At 64.6% G+C, this 25,686-nt stretch carries 25 protein-coding genes; 15 read left to right on the top strand and 10 right to left on the bottom strand.

What is annotated here, in order from left to right; all coding sequences use genetic code 11:
- Window positions 1–52: 52 nt before the first annotated feature.
- Window positions 53–394 (top strand): PilZ domain-containing protein, encoded by a 342-nt coding sequence (locus AAC071_RS03850; protein ID WP_339830201.1) that lies wholly within the window; start codon window positions 53–55, stop codon window positions 392–394.
- Window positions 395–492: 98 nt separating this feature from the next.
- On the top strand, window positions 493–1,305 hold the full coding sequence (locus AAC071_RS03845; protein ID WP_339830199.1) for an enoyl-CoA hydratase/isomerase family protein: 813 nt from the start codon (window positions 493–495) through the stop codon (window positions 1,303–1,305).
- Window positions 1,306–1,364: 59 nt separating this feature from the next.
- Here AAC071_RS03845 and AAC071_RS03840 read toward each other — a convergent pair whose 3' ends face one another.
- Together AAC071_RS03840 and AAC071_RS03835 are read right to left on the bottom strand one after the other, a co-directional pair.
- The gene (locus AAC071_RS03840) at window positions 1,365–1,868 is read right to left on the bottom strand and encodes an outer membrane beta-barrel protein (protein WP_339830197.1); all 504 of its coding nucleotides are present in this window, start codon (window positions 1,866–1,868) and stop codon (window positions 1,365–1,367) included.
- Between the two features lie 214 nt (window positions 1,869–2,082).
- Window positions 2,083–2,508, bottom strand: a complete 426-nt coding sequence (locus AAC071_RS03835; RefSeq protein ID WP_339830195.1) for a PaaI family thioesterase — start codon at window positions 2,506–2,508, stop codon at window positions 2,083–2,085.
- A gap of 341 nt (window positions 2,509–2,849) precedes the next feature.
- Here AAC071_RS03835 and AAC071_RS03830 point away from each other — a divergent pair, with 341 nt between their 5' ends.
- Window positions 2,850–3,308, top strand: a complete 459-nt coding sequence (locus AAC071_RS03830; protein WP_339830193.1) for a hypothetical protein — start codon at window positions 2,850–2,852, stop codon at window positions 3,306–3,308.
- Window positions 3,309–3,330: 22 nt separating this feature from the next.
- Here the strand turns inward: AAC071_RS03830 and AAC071_RS03825 are convergent, their stop codons facing one another.
- Window positions 3,331–3,864 (bottom strand): PAS domain-containing protein, encoded by a 534-nt coding sequence (locus AAC071_RS03825; RefSeq protein WP_339830191.1) that lies wholly within the window; start codon window positions 3,862–3,864, stop codon window positions 3,331–3,333.
- Between the two features lie 80 nt (window positions 3,865–3,944).
- Window positions 3,945–4,475 (bottom strand): PAS domain-containing protein, encoded by a 531-nt coding sequence (locus tag AAC071_RS03820; protein ID WP_339830189.1) that lies wholly within the window; start codon window positions 4,473–4,475, stop codon window positions 3,945–3,947.
- Between the two features lie 187 nt (window positions 4,476–4,662).
- Here AAC071_RS03820 and AAC071_RS03815 point away from each other — a divergent pair, with 187 nt between their 5' ends.
- A complete protein-coding gene (locus tag AAC071_RS03815; protein WP_339830187.1) occupies window positions 4,663–5,142 on the top strand; it encodes a PAS domain-containing protein in 480 nt (159 codons plus the stop codon).
- A 21-nt stretch (window positions 5,143–5,163) separates the two neighbouring features.
- Here the strand turns inward: AAC071_RS03815 and AAC071_RS03810 are convergent, their stop codons facing one another.
- A complete protein-coding gene (locus tag AAC071_RS03810; protein WP_339830184.1) occupies window positions 5,164–5,751 on the bottom strand; it encodes a PAS domain-containing protein in 588 nt (195 codons plus the stop codon).
- 386 nt (window positions 5,752–6,137) lie between these two features.
- Here AAC071_RS03810 and AAC071_RS03805 point away from each other — a divergent pair, with 386 nt between their 5' ends.
- The 6 genes from AAC071_RS03805 (at window position 6,138) to AAC071_RS03780 (ending at window position 12,968) form a co-directional block, all read left to right on the top strand.
- Window positions 6,138–6,452, top strand: coding sequence for a helix-turn-helix transcriptional regulator (locus AAC071_RS03805; protein WP_339830182.1), 315 nt, complete (start codon window positions 6,138–6,140; stop codon window positions 6,450–6,452).
- 264 nt (window positions 6,453–6,716) lie between these two features.
- Window positions 6,717–7,751, top strand: coding sequence for a ParA family protein (locus AAC071_RS03800; RefSeq protein WP_339830180.1), 1,035 nt, complete (start codon window positions 6,717–6,719; stop codon window positions 7,749–7,751).
- A gap of 15 nt (window positions 7,752–7,766) precedes the next feature.
- Window positions 7,767–8,369, top strand: coding sequence for a HEPN domain-containing protein (locus tag AAC071_RS03795; protein ID WP_339830178.1), 603 nt, complete (start codon window positions 7,767–7,769; stop codon window positions 8,367–8,369).
- A 760-nt stretch (window positions 8,370–9,129) separates the two neighbouring features.
- Window positions 9,130–10,980, top strand: coding sequence for an acyl-CoA dehydrogenase C-terminal domain-containing protein (locus AAC071_RS03790; RefSeq protein ID WP_339830175.1), 1,851 nt, complete (start codon window positions 9,130–9,132; stop codon window positions 10,978–10,980).
- 627 nt (window positions 10,981–11,607) lie between these two features.
- Window positions 11,608–12,066, top strand: a complete 459-nt coding sequence (locus AAC071_RS03785; protein WP_339830173.1) for a GNAT family N-acetyltransferase — start codon at window positions 11,608–11,610, stop codon at window positions 12,064–12,066.
- A gap of 134 nt (window positions 12,067–12,200) precedes the next feature.
- Window positions 12,201–12,968: an SDR family oxidoreductase gene (locus AAC071_RS03780; RefSeq protein ID WP_339830171.1), complete on the top strand. Its 768-nt coding sequence runs from the start codon at window positions 12,201–12,203 to the stop codon at window positions 12,966–12,968.
- A 513-nt stretch (window positions 12,969–13,481) separates the two neighbouring features.
- On the opposite strand, the gene AAC071_RS03775 is transcribed toward AAC071_RS03780, so the two are convergent.
- Window positions 13,482–14,387 carry an alpha/beta hydrolase gene (locus AAC071_RS03775; protein ID WP_339830169.1) on the bottom strand — a complete coding sequence of 302 codons (906 nt, stop codon included), beginning with the start codon at window positions 14,385–14,387 and terminating at the stop codon, window positions 13,482–13,484.
- Window positions 14,388–14,391: 4 nt separating this feature from the next.
- Window positions 14,392–15,303 carry an alpha/beta hydrolase gene (locus AAC071_RS03770; protein WP_339830167.1) on the bottom strand — a complete coding sequence of 304 codons (912 nt, stop codon included), beginning with the start codon at window positions 15,301–15,303 and terminating at the stop codon, window positions 14,392–14,394.
- A 137-nt stretch (window positions 15,304–15,440) separates the two neighbouring features.
- Here AAC071_RS03770 and AAC071_RS03765 point away from each other — a divergent pair, with 137 nt between their 5' ends.
- The 4 genes from AAC071_RS03765 (at window position 15,441) to AAC071_RS03750 (ending at window position 20,514) form a co-directional block, all read left to right on the top strand.
- Window positions 15,441–16,091 (top strand): DsbA family protein, encoded by a 651-nt coding sequence (locus tag AAC071_RS03765; protein ID WP_339830165.1) that lies wholly within the window; start codon window positions 15,441–15,443, stop codon window positions 16,089–16,091.
- A 79-nt stretch (window positions 16,092–16,170) separates the two neighbouring features.
- Window positions 16,171–17,871 (top strand): glycerol-3-phosphate dehydrogenase/oxidase, encoded by a 1,701-nt coding sequence (locus AAC071_RS03760; protein WP_339830163.1) that lies wholly within the window; start codon window positions 16,171–16,173, stop codon window positions 17,869–17,871.
- Complete coding sequence (locus tag AAC071_RS03755) at window positions 17,868–18,818, top strand: diacylglycerol kinase family protein (protein ID WP_339830161.1); 951 nt, start codon at window positions 17,868–17,870, stop codon at window positions 18,816–18,818. The genes AAC071_RS03760 and AAC071_RS03755 overlap by 4 nt, the downstream gene beginning before the upstream one ends.
- 25 nt (window positions 18,819–18,843) lie before the next feature.
- A complete protein-coding gene (locus AAC071_RS03750) occupies window positions 18,844–20,514 on the top strand; it encodes an FAD-binding oxidoreductase (protein ID WP_339830159.1) in 1,671 nt (556 codons plus the stop codon).
- Here the strand turns inward: AAC071_RS03750 and AAC071_RS03745 are convergent.
- Together AAC071_RS03745 and AAC071_RS03740 are read right to left on the bottom strand one after the other, a co-directional pair.
- Entirely contained in the window at window positions 20,511–22,214 is a 1,704-nt protein-coding gene (locus AAC071_RS03745; RefSeq protein ID WP_339830157.1) for a SulP family inorganic anion transporter, read from the bottom strand. The two genes, AAC071_RS03750 and AAC071_RS03745, sit on opposite strands and share 4 nt — an antisense overlap.
- A gap of 50 nt (window positions 22,215–22,264) precedes the next feature.
- Window positions 22,265–23,860: an AMP-binding protein gene (locus tag AAC071_RS03740; protein ID WP_339830155.1), complete on the bottom strand. Its 1,596-nt coding sequence runs from the start codon at window positions 23,858–23,860 to the stop codon at window positions 22,265–22,267.
- A gap of 106 nt (window positions 23,861–23,966) precedes the next feature.
- Between AAC071_RS03740 and AAC071_RS03735 the strand changes: the two genes are divergently transcribed.
- Complete coding sequence (locus tag AAC071_RS03735; RefSeq protein ID WP_339830153.1) at window positions 23,967–24,740, top strand: TIGR01458 family HAD-type hydrolase; 774 nt, start codon at window positions 23,967–23,969, stop codon at window positions 24,738–24,740.
- On the opposite strand, the gene AAC071_RS03730 is transcribed toward AAC071_RS03735, so the two are convergent.
- Complete coding sequence (locus AAC071_RS03730) at window positions 24,737–25,678, bottom strand: alpha/beta hydrolase (RefSeq protein WP_339830151.1); 942 nt, start codon at window positions 25,676–25,678, stop codon at window positions 24,737–24,739. The genes AAC071_RS03735 and AAC071_RS03730 overlap by 4 nt on opposite strands.
- Window positions 25,679–25,686: the final 8 nt, after the last annotated feature.

Genomic DNA, 25,686 nt, shown 5'->3' with positions numbered 1-25,686 from the left:
GCGCCGCCACGCGCCCACAATGACTCGACTTCCTGCCAGGCGGCGATTCTCCATGTCTCTGATCTCGCGATTGCTCGACTATCTGCGCGGCGGCCTTGACGGGCCGGAGATGCGGCTTTCCGCGCGCATGGACGCGCCGATGCTGATGATCGAGATCGGCGGCTACGCGCACCGCACGCGCGACTGGTCGGCCGGCGGCGCCTGTATCGTGGGCTTTTCCGGCGAGGCCGAGGTCGGCGGCATCGTCAGCGGCTATCTGCACTGGGTGGGCGACACGCGCCGCCTCCCCTTCGCCGCCGAGGTGATGCGCATCGAAGGCAACGGCCTGATGGCGCTGCGCTGGCTCGATCTGCCGCTGGAGATCCAGCAGGAAATGGAAGCGCTGGTCGGCTGACCCTCCGTTTCCCGCGCGCGGCCCTTGCGTCAGTTGCACGTGCGATCAGCCCGTATAGGCTTCCCCCAAACGAAACGCCCGCCAAGGAGGAGAGGCCGATGACCGCCTACAGGACATTGATCGTCGAGAAGCAGGGAAGCGTCGACTGGGTGACGATGAACCGCCCGGACGCGCTGAACGCGATGAACCCGGCGCTGGTCGACGAACTGCAGGATTATTTCGGGCGTCTCTACACGGATCATTCGGTGCGCGTGGTCGTGCTCAAGGGCGCCGGCCGCGCCTTCTGCGCCGGCCTCGACCTCAAGGAACGTTCCAATCGTCCGGAAGCGGATGCCGCCAGCGGCAGCCCGCAGGCCGGCCTCGTCTCGCAACGGCGGATCAGCGAGATCGTGATGCGGATGCGGCGCTGCCCGCAGCCGATCATCTCGCTGGTGCATGGACCGGCCTGTGGCGGCGGCTTCGCGCTGGCGCTGGCTTCCGACATCCGCATCGCCGGCGAGAGCGCGCGCATGAACGCGGCCTTCATCCGCATCGGCCTGTCGGCCTGCGATATCGGCGTCAGCTACTTCCTGCCGCGCCTGGTCGGCGTGTCGGTGGCATCCGAACTGATGATGACCGGCCGCTTCATCAACGCCGCGCGCGCCGAACGCGTCGGCCTTGTCTCGGAAGTGGTGCCGGATGCGAAACTCGCCGAAGCGGCCGCGCCCTATATCGAGGAGATGCTGACGACCTCGCCGCTCGGCCTGCGCCTGACCAAGGAATGTCTCAACATGTCGGTCGATGCCGGCAGCCTCGAAGCGGCCGTCGCGATGGAGGATCGCAACCAGATCCTCTGTGCCCAGACCAATGATTTCCGCGAAGGCATCGCGGCCTTTCTCGGCAAGCGCCGGCCTGACTACACCAACAGCTGACGACAAGAAAGGCCGCCCCGCCGGAACGGGACGGCCCTTCTCCTCCCTGAACCGCGTTGTCAGAATCCGTAAACGACCTGCACGGTGAAGTCGTCGCTGTCGATCGGATCGAGATCGTAATGCGTCCACTCGCCGCGCAGCGACCAGCCTTCGCCAAGTCCCAGCTCGGCGCCGCCGCCGGCAAGCCAGCCCGTGTTGCGGCTGTTGATGTGATAGCGATGCACGCCGCCCTTGCCGTAAAGCGAAAGATCGGGCGCGACCGGGAAGGAAAGCAGGAGCTCGGCACCATAGGTGTCGATGCTCCGCTCACCGACAATGCCGGGCGCGCGATGATCGCCGAGATCCGCATAGAAGACCTGACCGGCGACATATTCGCTGAAGCGCCAGCCGGCAAGGCCCTTCAGGCTCCAGTCGTCGCTGTCGTCGGACCAGCCCCAGCCGAGACCGCCGCCGATATAGGGGCCCGTCGCCGTGGCGGTCTGCGCTTGCGCGCCGCCCGCCGCGAGGCCGAACGCGACCGCGCAGACGCTTGCCGCGCAAAGGGTTTTGACGATCGATTTCATTGAAACCTCGCTTTGTTGCAATAGCTGCCCCAAAGCCCCGACGCATATTCCGCCGCGTCGCGGTGCGGCTCAAGACAAACCGCACGCCGCCGGCACCGGATTTCGCCGCATGTGACTCATGCGCAACAAGACCTGGCGGATACGGGAAAGTTACGCGGACTTACGGGAAATACGCATACGGAATATTTTCCTATCGTCTGGCAATGCTGGCGACTCAGGCGTCGATGCGCGGCAGCAGACGCACGGTGGAGGAACCCTTGGCGAGAATTTCGCCGGCGGCGTCGCGCAGATCGCCTTCGAGGAACATGGTGGAACGGCCGCGCCGTTCGATCCAGCCGGTCGCGGTCAGCAGTCCGGGCGCGGCCGGACGGAAGAAGCTGATCTTGATTTCGAGCGACATCGGCGAGAACTTGAAATCGGTGGCGGCCATGGCGGCGCGCGCCATCGCCGCGTCGATCCAGCCGGTGACGAAACCGCCCTGCACGACGCCGCCCGAATGGCACATGCGCATCTGCGCCTCGCATTCGATGGCGGCGCGCCCCTTGCCGGCATCCATGTACAGGGTACGGACGATCCCGAGCGAGGCGCCCAGTTCGTCCTTGAAATCGGGCGCGGTGCGGTCGATGGCGGTGTCGGTCATGGGCGATACTCCGGCGGAAAGGCGATGCGAATGGCGCGCATCATAGGCGCTGACGCGGCCCCGGCCAGTACCGATTGCCGTTCGCGGGCGGGCCGGACCCTGTTCGCCGGTGAACCGTGACAGCGGTTTGTGACAGCGCAGACCCCCCTTCTGTCACGCAACTGTCACAAATCTGTCATAAACCCCCGCCGGCCCAAGATATTCCCCGGGGATAAGCTGCCTTGTCCCCGGGGGATAACCTGTCTGGCCCCGTTTCGCGGCACTGCGGCAGACAAAACGCCCCTGCCCGGCCTGTGGCGGGGCGGCAACGGGCGGCGGCGCGACGGGACCGAGGAGGGGCGATGCGACGGAGCGGCGCGGCGGCATTATTGTTCCTTGTACTGATGGTTCCGGCGGCCGGCGCGGCGCCGGCCGGGATCGGCGCGGCCGATTACGCGGACGCGATGGCCGGACTTGCGGACACCCGCGCCGCGATGACCGGGGCGCGGGCCGACTTCGCGGCCGGGCGGCATGACGGCGCGGCGGCCCGCGCCGCCGATCTGGCCGCGCGGCTCGAAGCGACGCGGGCGCTGATGAGGCGGGCCGTGCGTGCCGACCGCACCGCGCTGCCCTTCGCGAAGCTGACCCCGGCGCGCCAGCGCGCGCGCTGCCTGGTGCTGGCGGCCGGCCTGATCGACGAACCCTTGCGCGATCTCTGGACCGTCTGGTCGATGACCGCGCGCGGCGCGGCCGGCGCGGCGGATGTGCCGCTGGCGGCGGAAGGCGTGGAAGGCATGGGAAGGCCGCCGGGCTGCGGCTGAAGGCAGGACGACAGGAGAGGCGCTAGCGCGCCCGCGCCATCTCCGCCGGCACGAAATCGGCGACGCCGAGAATGCGCTCGACGCGGCTGCCGCTGTCGCCCATCGGCAGCAGCAGGAAGCTGTAATGCAGATAGGCACGGTCCTCGTAGATCCATTCGGCCGATGCCGTGTGCATGTGGAGGCAGGCTTCGGCGCAGACCTGACGATAGGGCGCCACCGCGAATTCGGGATTGGCGGTGAAGACCTCGTCGACCGTGCGGCCGGCGAGATTGCCGCCACCGAGAAACTCGCTCAGCGTCGAGCCGACGACACGGTAGCGGAAGCGGCCGCCGGGCACAGGCTCGACCAGACAGACGAACGGCAGCGCCGCACGCAGCACCATCGGATTGAAATCGCTATGGCGCGGAAAGCGCCGCCCGCCGCACAGATGCTCCCAATAGGCCAGGGCCGCGCGCCCCCACTGGCCGGCAACATGCGGCCGCAGCCGCTCCGGCCCGCCCGCATGCTGGGCGATGACGGCGGAGACTTCCGGCGCGGCGGACCGCAGGTCGAGCATGACGCTTCCCTTTTTGATGCCCAAGACACGTTACGCGTCCATGCTGCGCGCCGAAGATTAAAGGGCGGTATAGCGATCGCTCAGCGGGCGGCCACGCTTTCGGCGACGAATTCGACCGCGGCGAGGATCTTGTCGACGCGGGCCTCGCTGTCGCCCAGCGGCAGCAGCAGCACCTGGTAGTGGACGTAGGAGCGATTCTTGTAGAGCCAGACGGCCGAGGCGGTGTGGGTGTAGAGACAGCCCTCGGCACAGACCCGGCGATAGGGCGCCAGCGCGACCTCGGCCGTGTCGCCGAAGAGCTCCTGCGGCGTGCGGCCGACCGGACTGCCGGCGCCGAAGAATTCGGAAATCATCTCGCCGACCACGCGGTAGCGGTAACTGCCATCGGCCAGCGCATCCATCAGATAGATGACCGGCAGATGCTTGCGCACCGCCATCGGATCGAAATCGGCGCGCGCGGGAAAGCGGCGGCCGCCGCAAAGGCTTTCCCAGTAGTCGAGCACCTCGTGCAGCGCCGCGCCGGAAAGATGCGGACGGATATCGGCCGCCATGCCGGCATGTTCGGCGATGACGGCGGACAAGGCCTGCGTTGCCGGCAATGTGCCATGCATGATGCGTTCCTCCGCAGGGCGCGCGGCGGCACGCCCCCTGTCCGGCCAGTCTGACGGCCGTGCCTTAAGGCCACGTATACGCGCGGCGCCGCGGAAAACGGCGGGTTTTCCCCCTGCCTGCGACAATGGCGGGGCTTTGCGGCCCGCGCCGCAGGGGCCATAGTCGGTCAACCAGCAGGGGGGTGCCTTGTTCGACACGCTGACCGATTTCACGCCGCTGACCGACATGACGGCGCTGAAACCGCCGCTGCGCCGGCTGCACGACTACTGGCAGGAAAAGCGCCCGCCCGGCCGCCTGCCGGCGCGGCGCGACATCGACCCGGTCGAGATTCCGCAACTGATGCCGCAGATCGCGCTGGTCGACATCCTGCGCGAGCCGCTGGACTATCGCTACCGCCTGTTCGGCACGCGGCTGGTGGAGGTGATGGGCGCCGAACGCACCGGCAAGCGCATGCGCGAGGTGATGAACCCGCCGGCCGTGGCCGCGACCGAACGGCTGATCGCCGGCCTGATCGAGACGCGCGGACCGATCGCCTTTTCAGGCCGGCTGTTCTGGCTCGGCAAGGATTTCATCGGCTTCGAGACGCTGGCCCTGCCGCTGGCAGCCGATGGCGAGACGGTCGACATGGCCGTGATGGGGCTCGAATTCGAGCTGCCGCGCCTCTGAGCGGCCGGACAGCCGAAGGGATCAGGCGCGCGCGGCATCCTCGGCGCTGACGAATTCGGCACAGCACAGCACCTTCTCGACCGCCGCATCGCTGTCGCCCAGCGGCAGCACGACGACTTCGTAATAGACATAGTCGCGGTCGCGGTAATGCCATTGGGCAGACGCCGTGTGCATGTAGGGCGCGCGCTCGGCACTGCAGATGCGCATCGGCTTGAGCGCGACCTCGGCATTGGCGCCGAACACCTGTTCCGGTGTCAGGCCGACCGGGTTGCCGGCGCCGAAGAATTCGGAAATCACCGAGCCGACGACACGGTAGCGGAAGACGCCGCCGGGCAGCACGTCGAGCATGAAGATATTGGGGAGATGCTTGCGCACCGCCATCGGATCGAACTGCGCGCGGGCCGGAAAGCGGCGCGGGCCGCGCAGACTGTCCCAGTAGTCGAGCAGCGCCAGCGGCGCCCCGGCGGTGAGATGCGGCCGGATCGTTTCGGGGCCGCCCCAGTATTCGGCCTGGACGGCGGAAGACGGCGGCACGCGCGCCGCGTCTGCGTCGTCCGCGGCATCGGGCGCTTCCGGCGTCCCGGGCATCACTGTGTCGATATCGGCCATGGACCCTTCCGGTTCTCTCCGAACACGGATTTTGCGGGGTGGAGGTTTAAGGGAGGGTTTATGGATGGGCGTTTCTGGGGGTGCGGTTCGGGCGGGCGTGGGGCGCGGCTGGAGGCGCGGCAAACGCGGAGAACGGCTCCGTAAAGTGGGGCGATGAAGCGCCGACCGGGCAAGCCGCCAGCGATGTGCCGGAGGCTGACGAATGGAGATTTGCACGCGGAGACGCGGCCTGTCCTCCGAAGCTGCAAAGCAGCGCAGGAGGAAGGCGCGGAGACGAACCGCTACGGCTTCCCTGCCCGCACCCTCTCCATCGTCATGGCCCGATTTATTCGGGCCATCCACGTCTTTGCGATATATCCTGAACCGAGAATGCGCATGGGAATGCAATGAAAGCCAAACCCGACATCTGGCAGACGATCGCGAAGGACAAGGCGGAGGCCGAGACGATGCGCCTGCGCGCCGACCTCGCCATCGCGCTGCGCGACCGCGTGGCGGTGTGGGACCTTACGCAAGCCGAAGCAGCGAAGCGCCTCGGCATCTCGCAACCGCGCCTCAGCGAATTGCTGAAAGGACGTATCGGAAGTTTCCGCCTTGATAGGCTGACGCGGCTTGCGAGCAAGGCGGGGTGCGCAATGATTTGTGAGAAGCCCTACACGGCAAGGGCTACACATGCACGAAAGTTCCGACATTGCCGACCTTAATTGAGCACACAATGGTCAGCACAAAGGCAGTCAGATTTAGATTTCAGCATGAAGAAAAAGGCAAATTCACAAGGTCTTTACAAGCGGCCATTCAACAAAGCGCTAGACGCCGCTTCCCACAGTGAGAAAGTTCATGCATCCTCGCCTCGGAGCGACAGACCATGGCCTCCCTAGGCTACAACGCCGAATCTTAAACAAATTTAAGACCTTAATTGTTTGTACATTTTTAAATTCACGGACACTCCACATCGCGGGACACATCAAATGACGGCATATGCTTTTTGGAACAACAAAGGTGGCGTTGGAAAGAGCTTCTTATGTTTTGTAGCCGCTTGCGAGTACGCGCATCGTCATCCGGATGCCGACGTATACGTCATAGATATGTGCCCCCAAGCAAACGTATCCGAAACATTGCTGGGCGGCTTCAACGTGGGCGGGAAGGCGATGAACAAGCTGCTGGAGAGAACTCCGAGGGCATCGGTTGCCGGCTATATCGAGGAACGGCTTAGTTCGCCATTTCACATGATTCCGGAAATTGATTCCTATGTTTCCGCACCCCACCACCCCAATCCCGCAATACCGAGAAATGTTTATCTCATCTGCGGCGACAATTTGCTGGAGATAGTTGCTGAAGCAATTCGTCAAACCTCGCAACTTGCAATTCCGGTAACAGCGTGGAAGCTCGTCCAAGGATGGCTTAAAGACTTGGTCTTCGCTTTGAGAAATAGAAGCGGCAGTCGCGACAGTGCTTTTTTTATCGACTGCAATCCAAGTTTTGCGATCTACACACAATTGGCAGTTGTCGCTGCCGACTATGTAGTCGTTCCCTTCACCGCAGATGACAGTTCACGAAGAGCTGTCGAGAACATTGCCGCTCTTCTTTACGGAGTTGGTGATTCTCACATTTCGCAATACTCGCGCATAAATTTTGCGCAGCGCGCGGGCGATGAAGGCGTGGCCACCCCGACCCTTCATACATTTGTCAGCAACCGAGTGACCTACTATGAGGACAAACCGTCAAAAGCGTTCGAAGTAAGCAGCAGGCGGATCAAAGATACAGTCAAGAAAATCCATGAAATGCGGCGAAGCATTTTTGCGTCGCCGGGAAAACCACTAAGGCAGTCGTTCGTGGAAATTCCCGATTATCACAGCGCCAGCATTGTTGCAGCGACGACCGGCACTCCACTCCATATGCTTAAGCCAGGCCCAAAGAGCATGGGTGCCGAAAGAGTTCAAATCAACGTAGGACCGCTAAATCGATACAAGGTCGCACTGTCAAAGTTTGTCGACATGCTCTAATTCGAGGAAAGAGCAGTGCCGTCACCAGCATTTCAGAGCGCGGACCAGGCATTCGAAAATGCAAAGAGTTTGAGATTGTCTGCCGTCTCGGCCCGGACCGATGACCGGAATGCCGCCGCCCGCCAAGTTTACTATCATGCATCGCTGGCACTCTCCGTTGCTGCGTGGGATGCATATTTGAACAATATCGTCAGAAATTTTTACTCAGTAGTTGTAATTGCAGGCGATCAGAAGTTTCTGGCGATGAAGGCATTGGCTGAGGATTTCTCAGGGTTCAAACTTAATAAGTTCAATACAGCCAACTTTGAGAATTCCAGAGAGCTGATTGTTAAGTGTACGGGCTATGATCCTTACGGTGACTGGGGTTGGAAAAGGCGCCGCTTGACCGTGCTACAAGTGTCGCAATTGCTGAATCAAATTCTGAAAGTTAGACACAGCTTCGCACATGGCTTTCCTGTGCCAACCTACCCATGGACGCAAAGTCCGTCGGGTAAGGTTCGCCTGACAAATTCCGGTGTAAAGGACTCTGAGGATCTTCTGCGGCATTTGGTATCTGCGACTGATAGTGGTATCGCCTCGCATATCCAACACACCTATTCAATCGTTGTTCAATGGTAGCGCTGCGTGGAGCAAGGCACGACCCTGAGCCGCCCGCTGCAACATGCAAGAAATTCGTGGATGGCCCGCCTTCGGGGCCCATGACGTTTTGTGGTGAGTGCGAGTGCTAACGTTCGGCATCGCCCGTTTTCGGTGAGCACCGCCGTTTGTTGCGTCGTGCGCGGCGCGCGAGCTTCGCGTCTTCGCGCGAATTTTTCCTTGGCACCTGAACACGGCGAGAGGTCCATTGATTCCGGTGTTCCCGGCTTTCGCCGGGACAGGCGCCGGAATGACGGTTTTGGGTGTGTTTGCGCGGCACGCAAACCTCGTCTGTGTGCGTTGTGTTTCCCGCCCGAATCCTTGCGAAGCGAGACGCCGCCTGACGGCGGCTTCTGGATTGCCGGGTCACGGACCTTCGGTCCGGCCCGGCAATGACAATGGTGGGGATGTCGGGGGCCAACGCGGGTGCAGGCCGGCTTTCGCCGGGGTGACACCTGTGTGTGTGTTTGCTGTGGGTGTGTTTGCGCCGGGCGCGTTTGCGACATGCTTGCCGTGAATGCCTGTGCTCGAGGCGCACATGCCGGTCGACACCCCGTCTTGCGGAGTCGCACTCCGCGCCTTGCAGCGGCAGATCCGCGGGCGTTTTCCTTGCGTAGGCAGATTGCGGCGGGCGCGGGGCGGCGGCGCGCGGGCTGCCCTTGCGTCATGCTCGACAAATGCGCCGGGCTCGGCCATATTCCGCCGCGTCTGCTGACAATTCTGTAAACCGAAGGAGCCCCCGATGCCGAGCTACAAGGCCCCCGTGGAAGATTTCCTCTTCCTGTTCCACGAGCTGCTGGAAATCGACAAGCGCGGCGATGTGCCGGGCTTCGGCGAGCTGACGCCCGACATGACGTCGGCGATCCTCGAAGGCGGCGCGAAATTCTGCGAGGAGGTTCTGCAGCCGCTGAACCAGGTGGGCGACGAGCATGGCTGCGTGCTGGAGAACGGCGTCGTGCGCACGCCGCCCGGCTTCAAGGAAGCCTTCCAGAAATATTGCGAGGATGGCTGGAACCGCCTCGGCGCGCCGGAAGATGCCGGCGGCGCGGGGCTGCCCTCGGTCGTGACCTTCGCCTTCACCGAAATGGGCATGTCGGCGAACCAGGCCTTCGCGATGTATCCGGGCCTGACGACGGCGGCCTATTCGGCGCTCTGGGCGACCGGCGAGCCCTGGATGAAGGAACATGTGGCGAAGAAGATGATCTCGGGCGAATGGACCGGCACGATGTGCCTGACGGAACCGCATTGCGGCACCGACCTGAAGCTGATGAAGACCAAGGCCGTCGAACAGGAAGACGGCACCTACCGCATCACCGGCACCAAGATCTTCATCTCGGGCGGCGATCACGACATGACCGACAACATCATCCATATGGTGATCGCGAAAGTGCCGGACGCGGACGGCAAGCTCGCCAACGATCTCTCGACCGTCAATTTCTTCATGGTGCCGAAGATGCTGGTGGACAAGGAGACCGGCGCGATCAAGGGCCGCAACGGCGTGAGCTGCGGCTCGATCGAGAAGAAGATGGGCATCAAGGGCAACGCGACGGCCGTCTTGAATTTCGACGAGGCCGTCGCCTATCGCCTCGGCGGCCGGCCGCCGGAAAAGAAGACCGAGACCGGCGAAGTGAAAAAGTCGAAATCGGCCGGCATGGCCGGCATGTTCGGCATGATGAACGGCGCGCGCATGGGCGTCGGCATCCAGGGCATCGCGATCGGCGAAGTGGCGTACCAGAACGGCGTGGCTTACGCGAATGAGCGCCTGGCGGGCCGCGCGCTGACCGGCGCCAAGAACCCCGACCAGGCGGCCGACCCGATCATGGTGTTCCCGGATGTGCGGCGGCTCTTGATCTCGTCGCGTTCGTTCGTGGAAGGCGCCCGGGCGCTGGCCATGTATGTCTCGATGCTGTTCACGCTGCAGGTCTTCGGCAAGGACGAGAAGGAACGCGAGGAAGCGGCCGACCTCGCCCAGCTGATGACGCCGGTGATCAAGGCCTTCTTCACCGACCGCGGCTTCCAGGCGGCCAACGACTCGATGCAGGTGTTCGGCGGGCATGGCTATGTCCGCGACCACGGCATGGAACAGTTCGTGCGCGATGCGCGCATCAACCAGGTCTATGAAGGCGCCAACGGCATCCAGGCGCTCGATCTCGTCGGCCGCAAGATGACGGCCAAGGGCGGCCGCGCGACGATGACCTTCTTTGCCAAGATCGAGGAATTCATCAAGGAGAACGAAGGCGACGCCGCGATGAAGCCCTTCATCGAGCCCTTGCAGACCGGCTACAAGCGCCTCGGCGAGGCGGCCGGCTGGCTGATGGAGAACGCGCCGAAGAATTACGACAATGCGGGCGCTGCCTCCTACGACATGCTGAACATTTTCGGCACGGTGGCCTTGGGGTGGATGTGGGCGCGGATGGCCAAGATCGCGCAGGCCAAGCTCGCGGCCGGCGAAGGCAACAAGGCCTTCTACGAGCGCAAGCTGGTGCTGGCGCGCTACTGGATGGAACGCGAAATGCCGATGACCGCAAGCTGGCTCGAACGCGCCAAACAGGGCGCCGACGGCTACATGGCGCTCGACGCGGCCGCCTTCTGAGGCGGGTTGCAGGGGACAAGGAAAGGGCGCCTCACGGGGCGCCCTTTTTGTTTGAAGGAAGGAAGGAAGGAAGGATTTTTCACGCGGAGACGCGGAGCCGCGGAGGAGGAAGAGAGAAGGATTCACGCAGAGGCGCAGCCTGTCCTCCGTAGCTGCGAAGCAGCGCAGGAGGAAGACGCAGAGGGGCCGCATGTGTGGGTAAGGCTCTGCGTCGCCCCAACCAGATGCATAGGCGGAGCCGCAGCGACGAAAGAGAAGGCTTTTTGGCGCTACGCGCCGGGTGCCTGCCGTATCTGCCACGGAAAAACACCGCGTCATTGCGAGGCCTGAAAGGCCGAAGCAATCCAGATGCGGCAAACGCGGCGCTTGCGGCCTCTGGATTGCTTCGTCGCTTCGCTCCTCGCAATGACGACCTTTTTCCCTTCCTTCGCGCCGCAGGCGCAATCATTGAAATGGTGAAGGCACAGCCGACCTCACGGATGCAGCCCCTCTGCGTCTCTGCGCCTCTGCGTGCAAACCCTTACTTTCTTCCTTCTCCTCTTCTCCGCGGCTCCGCGTGCAAAATCCTTTCTTTCTCACATTTTTTCATTTGACCACGGAGGATCGCCGGGCCGATAAATTCCGGCCATGAGCGACGCCCTGACATTCGACCCCGTCACGCCGGCCGACCGCGCGGTGCTGGAAGCGCTGGTGCGCGACTATTACGCCTTTGACGGGCATGAATACGACGCGGCCGAGCAGGGCCCGGCGCTCGACCGCCTTTGCGCGGGCGAGCCCAATGCGCGGGCCTTCATCATCCGCGACGGCGACGCGATTGCCGGCTATCTGGTGCTGTCGCTCGGCTTCTCGGTCGAATATGGCGGCACCGACGGCTTCATCGACGAATTGCATCTGGTGGAGGCGTATCGCGGGCGCGGGCTGGGCCGTGCGGTGATGGATGTGGCCGAGCGGGCGGCGAAGGAAGCCGGCATCCGCTATCTGCATCTCGAGGTGGAACTCCACAACGCCCGGGCGCGGCGGCTCTATGACGGGCGCGGCTACGCGGATTCGGGCCGCACGCTGATGTCGAAACGGCTGGCGGAGTGAGGAGAAAAGATTTCGACTCCCCTTCCCACCCTCCCCCAGGGGAGGGTGGGAAGAAAAGAGCCTCCTCGTTTGCCGATTTCCCCTGCGTCAGCTAGCTTCCCGCCATTGAAAATCCGAACAGGGGGAACGCCTCAATGAAAAATCTCTTCAGCGTCGAAGGCAAGACCGTGCTGATCACCGGCGGGTCGCGCGGCATCGGCGAGATGATCGCGACCGGCTTTGTCGAAAACGGCGCGAAAGTCTATATCACCGCGCGCAAGGCGCAGGCCTGCAACGAGCTCGCCGAAGAACTGTCGAAGAAGGGCACCTGCATTTCGCTGCCCTTCGACCTCGGCACGCAGGAAGGCATTGCCGGCATCGCGGCCGAGTTGGCCAAACGCGAGCCGAAGCTCGACGTGCTGATCAACAATGCGGGCGCGGCCTGGGGCGAGCCGATCGACGAATATTCCGAAAGCGGCTGGGACAAGGTGCAGAACATCAACCTCAAGGGCGTGTTCTTCCTGACGCAGAAGATGCTGCCGCTGCTGCGCGCTTCCGCCAGCGCCGCAAGTCCGGCCCGTGTCATCAACACGGCCTCGGTCAACGGCATCACCCCGCCGGAACTCGAAACCTATGCCTATTCCTCGTCGAAGGCCGGCGTCATCATGCTGACGCGGCATCTCGCCAAGCGTCTCGCGCGCGAACACATCCTGGTCAACGCGATCGCGCCGGGGCCCTTCCCGAGCCAGATGATGAAGGCGACGCTCGAAAGCTTCGGCGACGCGATCAAGGCCGGCAATCCGCTGGGCCGCATCGGCACGCCCGAAGACGCCGCCGGCGTCGCGATCTTCCTCGCCTCGCGGGCAAGTGCCTATACGACCGGTGCGACCATTCCGGTGGATGGCGGTTCGGCGGAGGTTTGAAGGAAGAAAGGGTTTTCACGCGGAGCCGCGGAGGCGCGGAGAAGAAAAAAAGGTTTGGCACGCAGAGGTGCAGAGACGCAGAGGGGCTGTGCTTTTGAGACCGGCTGTGCCTGCATTATTTCAATGATTGCGCCTGCGGCGCGAAGAGTCTTCCGGCGATGTCGTGGGTCTGGCACGACCTCTCCCAACCCAACAGTGTCATCCCGGCGAAAGCCGGGATCCATTGGTTCCCTCAGCAAGCGTTTGGGGCACCGGTTCTTGCCACGCGATCGACGCCATCAACCGCTGCGGCAAGCGGCGCAGCGAGTGGACCCCGGCTTTCGCCGGGGTGACACTGTGTTTTTGGTTGATGCGAAAAATTACCGTCTTCCTTCGCGCCGCAGGCGCAATCATTGAAACGATAGAGGCACGGCCGGCCTCAAGGGCACGGCACCTCTGCGTCTCTGCGCCTCTGCGTGCAAAACCTTCCTTCTTCGCGTCTTCGCGCCTTCGCGTGAAAACCCTTGAAGCGCCCTACTCCGCCGCCTGTTTCGCTTCGGCCGCGCGGGCGTGACCCGTGATCAGCTCGACATATTGCGGGCAGAGCTCGACCGGGAGGTCGTGGCCCATGCCGTCGATCGAGACGAGCCTGGCACCCGGCACGGATTTCGCCGTGTCCGCGCCGCCGGCATGCGGCACCAGCGGGTCGGCCTTTCCGTGAATGACCAGGAACGGCACGCGGATTTTCTTCAGTGCCTCGACGCGGCTGCCGTCGCCCATGATCGCCGCATATTGGCGCTGCCCACCTTCGGGGTAATACATGTGGTCGTATTCGCGCGCGACGAGCGCGTAGAGGTCGTCCTCCGTTTTCGGCCAGGCGGGGCTCTGATAGACGCGCCGGCCCTTCATGCGATGGCGGATGACGTCTTCGCGTTCCTCCGATGGCGGCTGCGCCTGCAAGGCCTTCAGCGCTTCATCGCTGGCCCCCGGCAGATCGGGATTTCCGGTCGACGACATGATCGAGGTCACCGAGATCAGCCGTTCGGGGTGGTGGATCGCCATGCGCTGCACGATCATGCCGCCCATCGAAATGCCCATGACATGGGCGCGCTTCAGCCCAAGCGCGTCGAGCACGCCGATGCCGTCACCCGCCATGTCGGCGAGTGTGTAGGGGATGTCGGGCTTCTTGCCCTCGCGCACCGCCGCAACGACGTCGGAGATCTTCGGCAGGCCGGAGAACTTCGCCGACTTGCCGACATCGCGATTGTCGTAGCGGATGACGCGGAAGCCTTGCGCGCGCAAGCCTTCCATCAGCTCCTCGGGCCAGCTCAGCATTGTCGAGGTGTAGCCATTGACGAACAGGATCGGGGTGGCGTCGGCCGGCCCCCGGTCCTCCATGTTGATCGCGATACCGTTGGCCGTGACGATCTGCTGTGTCATGGGCTCAGTCCGCCGCGCGTGCGGCGCCGGCGGCGCGCCTGGCCGCCGCCTCGATGGCATCGGCAAAGACCGGCACCAGGCCGAGCGGGAAATCGTGGCCCATGCCGGGAATGACGCGAAGCTCCGCCCCCGGAATATTGTCGGCCGTGTCCTTGCCGCCGGCGACCGGCACCAGCGGATCGTCGGCGCCGTGCAGCACCACGGTGGGCGCCTTGATGTTCTTCAGTTTCGGCCGCCGGTCGCCATTGGCGACGATGGCCGCGAATTGCCGCGTGACGCCTTGCGGGTAGTAGCTGCGCTTCGCGTCGCGCATCACCCATTGGCGCAATTGCTGGTCGTCGGTCGGATAGCCGGGGCTGCCGATCACCTTCCAGGTGTTGATGCCGCGGGCGACGATCGCCTCGATATCGTCGGGCGCCGGCGCCGGGGCCATCAGCGCGCCCATGGCCTCGGGCGAGCCCTGGGGCAGATCGGGATTGCCGGTATTCGACATGATCGAGGTCAGCGAGAGCGTCTTTTCGGGGTGATTGGCGGCAACAAGCTGGGCGATCATGCCGCCCATCGAGGCGCCGACGATATGCGCCCTTTCGATCTTCAGCGCATCGAGCAGCCCGGCCGCATCGGCGGCCATGTCGTCGAGCGAATAGGGCGCCTCGACCGCGGCGCCGGTCATCAGCGCGCCGAAGAGTTTCTCCATGTCGGGCACGCCCTTCGCCTCGAGCTTGGCGGACAGGCCGACATCGCGATTGTCGTAGCGGATGACGCGGTAGCCGCGACTGACCAGCTCCTCGCAGAGCTCGGTCGGCCACATGGTCAGCTGGGCGCTGAAGCCCATGATCAGCAGAACCGCGTCGCGGTCTGCCGGGCCGAAGCTCTCATATTCGATCTCGATGCCGTTCGCCTTGACCTGCGGCATGGGGTGGTCCTCCCTGTCTTTTATGTTGGCGTTTGTTGCTTGTTGGCGCCAACTCTAGCAGCGGCCTTGCGCCCGATGCGAGCCAAACGCATATTAATGACAAACATTAGAAACAGCCCGCCCGGGAGGCAACCGCCATGACGCTTCAATTCGATCTCTTCTGGTCCTTCCGCTCGCCCTATTCCTATCTGGCGACGCCGCGGCTGTCGGCGCTGGCGCGCGATTACGACGTCGTCTGCAATGTCCGCCCGGTCTATCCGATCGCGGTGCGCATCGAAGGCTTCTTCAAGCAGGTCAATCCGATGTGGCCGCCCTATCTCTTGAAGGACACGGTCCGTGTCGCCGAGATGGAAGGCCTTCCTTACGCCTGGCCCTCGCCCGACCCGATCGTGATGGACATGAAATCGGGCGAGGTGCCGAAGGAGCAGCCTTACATCCACCGGCTGACCCGCGCCGGCGTGCTGGCGGCCGAACGGGGCCGGGGCCTCGCCTTCCTGCAGGAAGTCTCGACGCTGATCTTCGGCGGCACGAAGAACTGGCACGAGGGCAACCATCTGCGCGGCGCGGCCGCGCGGGCCGGCCTCGACATGGACGAACTCGACGCGGCGGCCGAAAAGGAGAAGGACCGCCTCGAAGCCGTCATCGCCGCAAACGAGGCGGCGCAGAAGGCGGCCGGCCATTGGGGCGTGCCGCTGATGGTCTTCGAGGGCGAACCCTTTTTCGGCCAGGACCGCATCGACCATCTGACATGGCGCATGAAACAGGCGGGGCTGAAGAAGCGCAGCTGACGCGGCGGCGATGCTGGACCCGTGGGCATCCTCCGGCTAGCCTCGCAGGCCCCGGGGCCAATCAACGGACAAGGACCAGATGCAGCGCGATCTTCACGCCATGAGTGCGACCGAATACGACCTCGTGGTGGTGGGCGGCGGCATCACCGGCGCCAGCGTGGCCTGGGACGCGGCCTTGCGCGGCCTCAAGGTGGCGCTGCTGGAGAAGGACGATTTCGCCCATGCGACGACGGCCGGCTCCTCGAAGCTGGTGCATGGCGGCCTGCGCTACCTGGTCAATGGCGAGTTGAAGCTGGTGCGCGAATCGCTTCGCGAGCGCCGCCTCTGGGAGAGCAATGCGCCGCATATGGTCCACCCCCTGCCCTTCATCCTGCCGACCTATGGCTGGGGCATGGCGGGACCGATCGTGATGGGGATCGGGCTGACGCTTTACGATCTGCTCTCCTTCGACCGCAACTGGCTGAACGACGACGACAAGAAGCTGCCGGGCTTCCGCCGCATCTCGAAAGCGAAAGCGCTCGACCTGGTGCCCTCGCTGCCGCGCGAGGGCCTGACCGGCGCGATGATCTATTACGATTGCCAGATGTTCGCGCCCGAACGCCTCTGCCTCGAATGCATCGAGGGCGCGGTCGAATATGGCGCCGACGCAGCCAATTATGCCGAGGTGACCGGCTTTGTCAGCGAAGCGGCGATGGGGAACGGCGTGCGCATCACCGGCGTCGAAGCGACGGACCGGCTGACGGGCGCCGCGCATACGATAAAAGGCAAGCTCGTCGTCAATGCGGCCGGCCCCTGGGCCGACCGGCTGATGGGCTTTGCCGACGAGACACCGGCGCGCCGCCTGATCCGCTCGAAGGGCATCCACATCATCACCCGCGCGCTCACCGGCGAGAACGCGGTGGCGATCAAGTCGAGGATCGGCGGGCATTTCTTCGTCATCCCATGGCGCGGCCACACCATCATCGGCACCACCGACACCGTGTTCGAGGAGGAGCCCGACGCAGCCGGCGTCACCGAGAAGGACATCGCCGATTTCCTGCGCGTGGTGAATGACGGTCTGCCGGGGCTCAATCTCAAGCGCGACGACGTGCTGCATTTCTATGTCGGACTTCGGCCGCTGGTCGACACGACGCCGCAAGTGGCGGACGGCGAAGAGGGAAAGAAGGACAGCTACAACGCCAGCCGCGCGGCGGAGGTTTACGACCATGCGCCGGAAGAGGCGATCGAGGGGCTGGTCTCGGCGATCGGCGGCAAATGGACGACCTCGCGCCATCTCGCCGAACAGGTGGTCGATCTGGCGCTGAAGAAGCTCGGCAAGGCGGCGGCCTGCGAGACCCATTGCACGCCGGTCCATGGCGGCGAGATCGGCCGCCTGAAAAGCTTCATCGCGCGGGCGAAGAAGCGCCACGCCCATCTGCCGGGCGATGTGGTCGAGAACCTGGTCAATTTCTACGGCAGCCGCATCGACGAGGTGCTGGCAACCGCAGCCGAGCGACAGGGCGAGAGCGAGGAATTGCTGCGCCGGTTGGGCCCCAACGTCGCCGAGATCGGCGCACAGGTGGTGCATGCGGTGCGCCACGAAATGGCGCTGCATCTGGCCGATGTCGTCTTCCGCCGCACCGGCCTCGGCACGCTGGGCCATCCGGGCGCCGAGGTGATCGGCCGCGTGGCTGAGCTGATGCGCCGCGAGCTTGGCTGGGACGAAACCGCGACGGCGCGCGAGATCGCCGAAACGACGCGCGCCTTCGAACCGCAGGCAGCAGGGGGAGAGGCCGCATGACGCCGCATATCGCCGCCATCGTCAATCCGCGTTCGGGCGGCGGCCGCACCGGCCGCGCCTGGCGCATCATCGCCGCCGCGCTCGAGAAGGAACTGGGGCCGGTGCGCGCGCATTTCACCGCCGGGCCCTCGACGCCGCATTTCCTGCCGGCCGCCGAACTGACGCGCCGCGCCCTGAAGGACGGCGCCCAGCTCGTCATCGCGGTGGGCGGCGACGGCACCATCAACGAGGCGGTCAACGGCTTTTTCGAGAACGGGCTGCCGATCAACCCGGAAGCGCATTTCGCGGTGCTGAATGCCGGTACCGGCGGCGATTTCCGCCGCACCTTCGACCTGCCGCAGGATGCCGAAGGCTGCGTTGCGCGCATCGCCGCCGGCACGACGCGCAAGATCGATATCGGCCGCCTGACCTTCATTGCCGAGGACGGTCAGGAGGCGGAGCGCTATTTCGACAATATCGCCAGCTTCGGCCTTTCGGGCGAAACGGTGCGCGCGGTCAATCGCGCCACCTGGCAGAAGGCCCTGGGCGGCAATTTCGCCTTCTTCTGGGCGACGCTGGCAACCGCGCTGCGCCACAAGACGCGGCCGGTACGCATCACCACCGACACCGGCTACGACCAGACGCTGAATATCGGCCTCGGCGCCGTCGCCAATGGGCGCTATTTCGGCAGCGGGCTGAAAATGGCGCCCGACGCCGAACCCGATGACGGGTTGTTCGATCTCGTCGTGATGCGCGATCTGACCTTCATGGATCTCCTGACCGGCACCGGCTCGATGAAGGAAGGCACGCATATCGACGGCGAGAAGGTTTCCCACACGCGCGCCAAATGGGTGATGGCGACACCGATGGGCGCCGAGCCGGTGCTGCTCGATGTCGACGGCGAGGGGCCGGGCCGCCTGCCGGCGCGTTTCGAGATCATGCCGCAGGCCCTGACCCTGCGCTGCTGACAACAAGAAAAGACGAGGAACGCTGATGACCATCGACCGACAGACGCTGCGCTGGAACGGCTGGGGCCCGGTGAAGCAACCGAACCCGCTGCCGCCGGATGCACCGCAATGGAGCTGGATCGAGCAGACGCTGGGCATGAGCCGGCTGCCGCTGACGCCGGCCGTGCCGCTGGCCGATATCCGGCTGCCGCGTGGCCGCATCGCCGAGGCCACACAGGAACGTCTGCGCGCCATTGTCGGCGACAACCAGTTCCGCACCGACGACTACGAACGCGCCTTCCATGCGCGCGGCAAGAGCTATCACGACCTGCTCTATGTCCGCGCCGGCAAGCTCGACATGGCGCCCGACGCCGTGATCTATCCGCGCGGACCCGAGGAGGTGCTGGCGATCGTCAAGCTCTGCGCCGAGGAAGGCATTGCGCTGATCCCCTATGGCGGCGGCTCGTCGGTGGTGGGCGGCATCAATGCGGTGTCGAAGACGCTGGGCGGCGCGGTGCTGACGCTCGACACGACGCTGATGACGCGCGTGATCCAGATCGACAAGGTGTCGATGACGGCGCGCATCGAGGCCGGTATCTATGGGCCCGCGCTCGAGGAACAGCTGCAGATGCATGGCGTGACGCTGGGCCATTATCCGCAGAGCTTCGAATATTCGACGCTGGGCGGCTGGATCGCGGCGCGCGGCGCCGGCCAGCAGTCGAACCGCTACGGCAAGGCCGAGAAATGGCTGGTCTCGGCAAAACTGGCGACACCGAAAGGCTTCTGGACGACCGAATCGACGCCCGCGTCCGCCGCCGGTCCCAATCTCAACCAGCTGGTCGCAGGCTCGGAAGGCACGCTCGGCGTGATCTGCGAAGCGACGGTGAAGATCCACGAGTTGCCGGAGCGCAAGGATTATCGCGGCTACCTGTTCAGGAACTTCGCCGCCGGCGTCGAAGCGGCGCGGCGCATCAACCATGCCGAGATCCCGGTGGCGATGGTGCGCCTGTCGGATGCGCCCGAAACGCATTTCTTCCAGACCTTCTCCTCGACCGGTTCGGGCGGGCTGAAAGCGCGGCTGCAACGCGCCTATCTGAAGATGAAGGGCTTCGACGACGCGCCCTGCCTGATGCTGATCGGCCATGAAGGCGAGAAGGAAACCGTGATCTGGGCGCAGGAACAGAGCGAAGGCATCTGCAAGCGTCTCGGCGCGCTGGCGCTGGGCACCGGTCCCGGCAAGCGCTGGTTCCATGGCCGCTTCAACGGGCCGGCGATCCGCGATCCGATGATGGACCGCGGCATCGGCGTCGACACGCTGGAAACCTCGACGCGCTGGTCGAACATCGCCAATCTGCACGACAAGGTCGCCGCCGCGATCGACGCGGCGATGAGCGCCCACATGCCCGAACAGAACGCCCGCGGCATCGTGATGGCGCATGTCAGCCATTCCTATCCCGACGGCTCGAGCCTCTATTTCACCTTCGTCTTTCCGCGCCAGCTCGACCGCGAAATCGCGCAGTGGCAGGCGATCAAGCGCGCGGCCTCCGACGCGATCCTGATGAATGGCGGCACGATCAGCCATCACCACGGCGTCGGCACCGACCATGCACCATGGCTGGCGGAGGAAAAGGGCGAGATCGGCTATGCGCTGCTGAAGGCGACCAAGCGCGAGATGGACCCCAAGGGCGTGATGAACCCGGGGAAGTTGCTCACCTAGTCGCCTGCAACGATTTCGCGCGCCAGCACCAGCGCTTCGTCGATACCGGGAACGAGCCTGACCAGCGGATCGGCGGTGACGCCCATCTTGCGCAGCACGAGACGCGGCTGCGTCTGCAGGCCGGTGATCAGCACCCGCGTGCCGTGACGGCGGCAGCGCGCGATCAGCGCGTCGATGGCCGACGCGCCCGAGGCATCGATCATCGGCACGGCGCGCATACGCAGGATCAGCACGCGCGGCGGCGCGCCGATGCGGTCGAGCGTCTCGCCGAGCCGCATCGCGACACCGAAGAAGAAGGGTCCCCGGATGACGCTGGAGACGACGCCGTCGGGCAGCTCATATTCCTCGATCGGGCGCAGCATATGCGGCGCATCGTCGGCGACATCCTCGTCGAGGATCTTCATATGTGCCTGCACCTCGACGGCTTCCGACATGCGGTGCATGAAGAGAACGGCGGCCAGCACGACGCCGACCTCGATGGCAACCGTCAGATCGACGGCAACGGTCAGGCCGAACGTGATCAGCAGGACCGCGCGGTCGCCGATCGGCGCCTTCATCAGATGCCGGAACTTGTCGATCTCGCTCATGTTCCAGGCGACGACGAGGAGAACGGCAGCCAGGGCCGCCAGCGGGATATAGGCCGTGACCGGCCAGGCCAGCAGCATGAAGCCGAGAATGAACACCGCATGCAGCATGCCGGCGACAGGCCCGCGCGCGCCGGCGCGGATATTGGTGGCGGTGCGCGCGATGGCGCCGGTCGCCGGCATGCCGCCGATGGCAGCCGAGGCGCAATTGGCGACACCCTGCGCCACCAGCTCGCAATTGGAACGGTGGCGCCGCCCGGTCATGCTGTCGGCAACCATGGCCGACAAGAGCGACTCGACGCCGGCAAGGAAGGCGATGGTGAAGGCGCTGGGGAAAAGCGCCACGACCCGTTCCATCGTCACATGCGGAAAATCCGGCAATGCGAAACTGGGTTCGAGGCCGGCGAAGCGGGTGCCGATCGTGTCGGTGTCGATGCCGAACAGCGCCACCACGGCGCCGGCCACAACCACCGCAATCAAAAAGCCGGGCCAGCCGGGCCGGTAGCGGCGCAGCAGAAGAATGAGAAGGAGCGCACCGGCGGCGACCAGAAAGGTCTGTGGCGCGAAACCTGGCAGCGCCGCTCCGAGCGCCATCACCTTTTCGAAAAATTCGGCAGGCTCGTGCTCGGGCGTCAGGCCGAGAAAATCCTTCACCTGGCTCACCGCGATGATGACCGCGATGCCGGCGGTGAAGCCGGTGACAACCGGCTGCGGGATGTACTTGATGAAAGTGCCGACACGCAACAGCCCGGCGCCGATCAGCATGACGCCGGCCATGGCGGTGGCGATGACGAGACCGTCATAGCCGTGAACCGCGATGACATTGAAGACGACGACGACAAAGGCCCCGGTCGGACCGCCGATCTGGTAGCGGCTGCCGCCCAGCGCCGAAATCAGGAAGCCCGCAACAACGGCGGTGATCAGCCCCTTGTCGGGCGTGGTGCCGCTGGCGATCGCCAGCGCCATGGCAAGCGGCAGGGCAACGATGGCGACCGTCAGCCCGGCAATGAAATCGGCGCGGAAGGCGGCAAAGCCATAGCCCTCGCGAAGCACGGTGACGAGCTTCGGGACCATCAGCGAGGATTGCGGCGCGGGCGCGCCCTCCGGTTGCGACATCGCGGTGCCTCCGGACCTTCGGCCCGGCGGCGGAAGTGTCCCGATGCGCGTCAGCTCTGGGGCGCGCCGTCGACCAGACGGCGGAGCTCGGCTTTCGCTATTTTCTCGAGCGTGGAACGCGGGAGTGAGTCGACGATCCGAATTTCGCGCGGGCGCTTGAAATCCGCAAGGCCTTTCTCGCATGCCGTCATGACCTGTGCCACGAGGTCGCGGGGCGCCGCCGCCTCGCCGCCCGGCACCAGCAGGAAGGCGACCGGTACTTCATCGAGCATCGGGTCGCGCTTGCCGACAACCGCGCATTCGTGAATGCCGGGCACCGTCATGATGACACGCTCGATTTCGGAGGCCGCGACATTCTCGCCGCCGACCTTCAGCATGTCCTTGTCGCGATCGGCGAAGGAAATGAAGCCATCCTCGCCCAGCGTCACGCGATCGCCGGTGATGAAGTAGCCCTGATCGTCGAAGCTTTTTGCGGTCGCTTCCGGATTGTTGAGATACTCGGCAAAGAGCGAGAGGCCCGGCACGCCGCGCACCAGAAGTTCGCCGGTCTCGCCAGGCGCGACCGGCGTTCCGTCTTCATGCAGAATCGCGATCTCGTACGACGTGGCCGGCTTGCCGATCGACATCGGCCGGTTCGGCAGCCAGGGATCGCCGACAATGCCATGCGTGATGGTTTCGGTCATGCCCCACCAGCCGATGGTCTTGACGCCGAAATGCGCATCGGTGGGCGGTGCCGAAATGCCGTTGCCCCAGAAACGGTAGCTGTGCGAGGCGGGTTTTTCCTGTCCCATCAATGCACGCACGCAGAACGGCACCATCGAGGTCCAGGTGCAGCCGTGCTTCGCCGACACGCTCCAGAAACGCGAGGCCGAAAAGCGCGGCTGCAGCACCACCGTGGCGCCGACCCAGAGCGCGGCCAGCACCGAATAGGACTGCGCATTGGTATGGAAGAGCGGCAGATAGGTGAGATGGACGTCCGAGGGACGGAGGTCCTCATGCATGGCACAGAGCTTGGCGCCCCACAGCGCATTGGCATGCGTCCAGACGACACCCTTGGGACGCGAGGTGGTGCCCGAGGTGTATTGCACGCCGACCGGCAGCATCGGGTTCGGCGCGCGCAGCGGCGCGTCGGCCGGATTGCCGTAAAGCGCGGCGAAGCTCTCCGATTTGGGCGGGCGGTTCGTCGCCTTCGGCGCCGCGCCATTGTCGGTCTCGGTGACGGCGAGCCACTTGATGTTCTTGCAGGAGGCGGCAACCAGACCGGCAAAGGCCGGCTGCGTGATCGCGCCGACGACCGCCGCATGCTCGCTGAAATAGATCAGATCGTCGGCGACCGAACGGGCATTTGTGGTGACGGCGACGGCGCCGAGATGGGCGCAGGCATACCAGGCGATCAGGCTTTCGGGACAATTGTCGAGATGGATCAGCACCCGTTCGCCGGTCTTGACGCCGCGCGCCCTGAGACCGGCGGCGACCGCCTGCACCTCATGCGCGAAACGCGCATAGCTCCAGGTCTTTGCCGCGCCTTCGAAGGGTTCCCAGATCAGGAACGGATGTTCCCCCCGCGCCGCGACATGCACCGCCAGCAGATGCGGCACGTCGAAACCGGAAAACGGATGAACCTCTGGTGCGCGCAATGCCGGCATGATGGCCTCCCTCTTGTTATCCGCCATATACCGCATGCTTGCCTTCACTTCCATGCCCGGACTAGGATTCTGACCGGGTGGGCAGTTCCGGCGCGAGGGACGCGCAATGACGCCAGTTCCCCTGAACGAAGTCTCAGGCCTGCTGCTGGATGTCGGCGGCGTGCTGTATCAGGGCGAGGAGGCCATTTCAGGTTCGGCATCCGCCTTCGCACGCCTCAAGGCATCCGGCCTGCCCTTTCGCCTGCTGACCAACACGACACGGACAACGCGGGCGGCATTGGCCGAGCGTCTGACCGCGCTCGGTTTCGAGGTCACGGCGGCCGAAATCGTGACGCCGGCCAGCGTTGCGGCCGCGATCCTCGATGCAGAAGGCGCGCGGCCGCATCTTCTCGTTCACCCCGATCTTCTGCCTGACTGTCCGCCCGAGGCGGAAATGCCGAACGCGGTTCTGATCGGCGACGCGGGCGAACACTTCACGTTCGAAAGCCTGAACCGCGCCTTTGAAATTCTGATCGAGGACGGGCGTCTCTATGCGCTCGGCCGCAATCGCTTCTTTCGCGGTGCAAACGGGCTTGAGCTCGACGCCGGGCCTTTCGTGGCAGCGCTCGAATATGCCAGCGGTATCGATGCAAGGCTGATCGGCAAGCCGGCGCCGGATTTCTTCCGCGCAGCGGCAGCGGCGCTCAACCTGCCGTCCGAACGCGTCCTGATGGTGGGGGACGATCTCGAGGCGGACGTCATCGGCGCGCGCGAGGCGGGACTTGCGGCCGTGCTGGTCTGCACCGGCAAGTATCGCAAGGGCGACGCCATGGCCGCAAAAAAAGGCGGCGCTGATGTCGCCGCCTCTTTCGCCGAACTGGTGGATGCGCTGCTCGACTAGGCCAGCGCTTCTTTCAGGGCCTTGGCCGCCGCCTTGACCGCGTCGCGTGCGACATCGAGCGCGCCCTGAAGGTTGAAGAAGCCGTGGATCATGCCTTCGTAATTGACATATTCGACGGCAACGCCTGCCTTCTTCAGCGCCTCGGCATAAGCCCGGCCTTCGTCGCGCAGCACATCGAAACCGGCCGTCACGACATAGGCCGGCGGCAAACCGGCAAGCGACGGCGCCCGCAACGGCGAGTGACGCGGATCGTCGGCATTGGCGCCGGCACCGGTCACATAATGATTCCAGAACCAGTCCATACCCTCGGCCTCGAGGAAATAGCCTTCGCCGAAATCTTTGTAGGATTGCGTTCGACGCGGCGCATCGGTCACCGGATAGATCAGAAGCTGGAAGGCGATGTGCGGGCTCTTGTCCGCCCTGGCCTGCAGCGCAACAGCCGCCGCAAGATTGCCGCCCGCGCTGTCGCCCGCCACCGCGATGCGGTTGGGATCGATGCCGATATCGGATGCGTTCTTCTCGACCCATTTCGTCGCCGCCAGACAATCGTCAAAGGCGGCCGGAAACGGATGCTCGGGCGCGAGGCGGTAATCGACGGCGATGACCTTGCAACCCGCCTCGTTGGCGAGCGTGCGGCACAGCGCATCATGCGTCTCGAGATCGCCGATTACCCAGCCGCCGCCATGGAAATAGACCAGTGCCGGCACCGTGCCGCCGGAAGCGACCGGCGTATAGATGCGAACAGGGATCTCCCCCTCGGGTCCGGGAACGGCACGGTCTTCGACCTTGCCGATCGCAACGCCCTGCAGATCCATCGCCTGCGCCATCGCGCGATACATCTCGCGGCCTTCGGCCGGCGGCAGATCGATCAGGCGCGGCGCGGTCGGATCGGCGGCCAGCGCATCGAGGATCGCTTTCGCCTGTGGATCGAGTGACATGGAAAAGG

It is taken from the genome of uncultured Parvibaculum sp. (assembly GCF_963975745.1).
Lineage (GTDB): Bacteria > Pseudomonadota > Alphaproteobacteria > Parvibaculales > Parvibaculaceae > Parvibaculum.
Note: the sequence above shows the minus strand (reverse complement) of the source record. Positions and strands in the feature narration are given on the sequence as shown.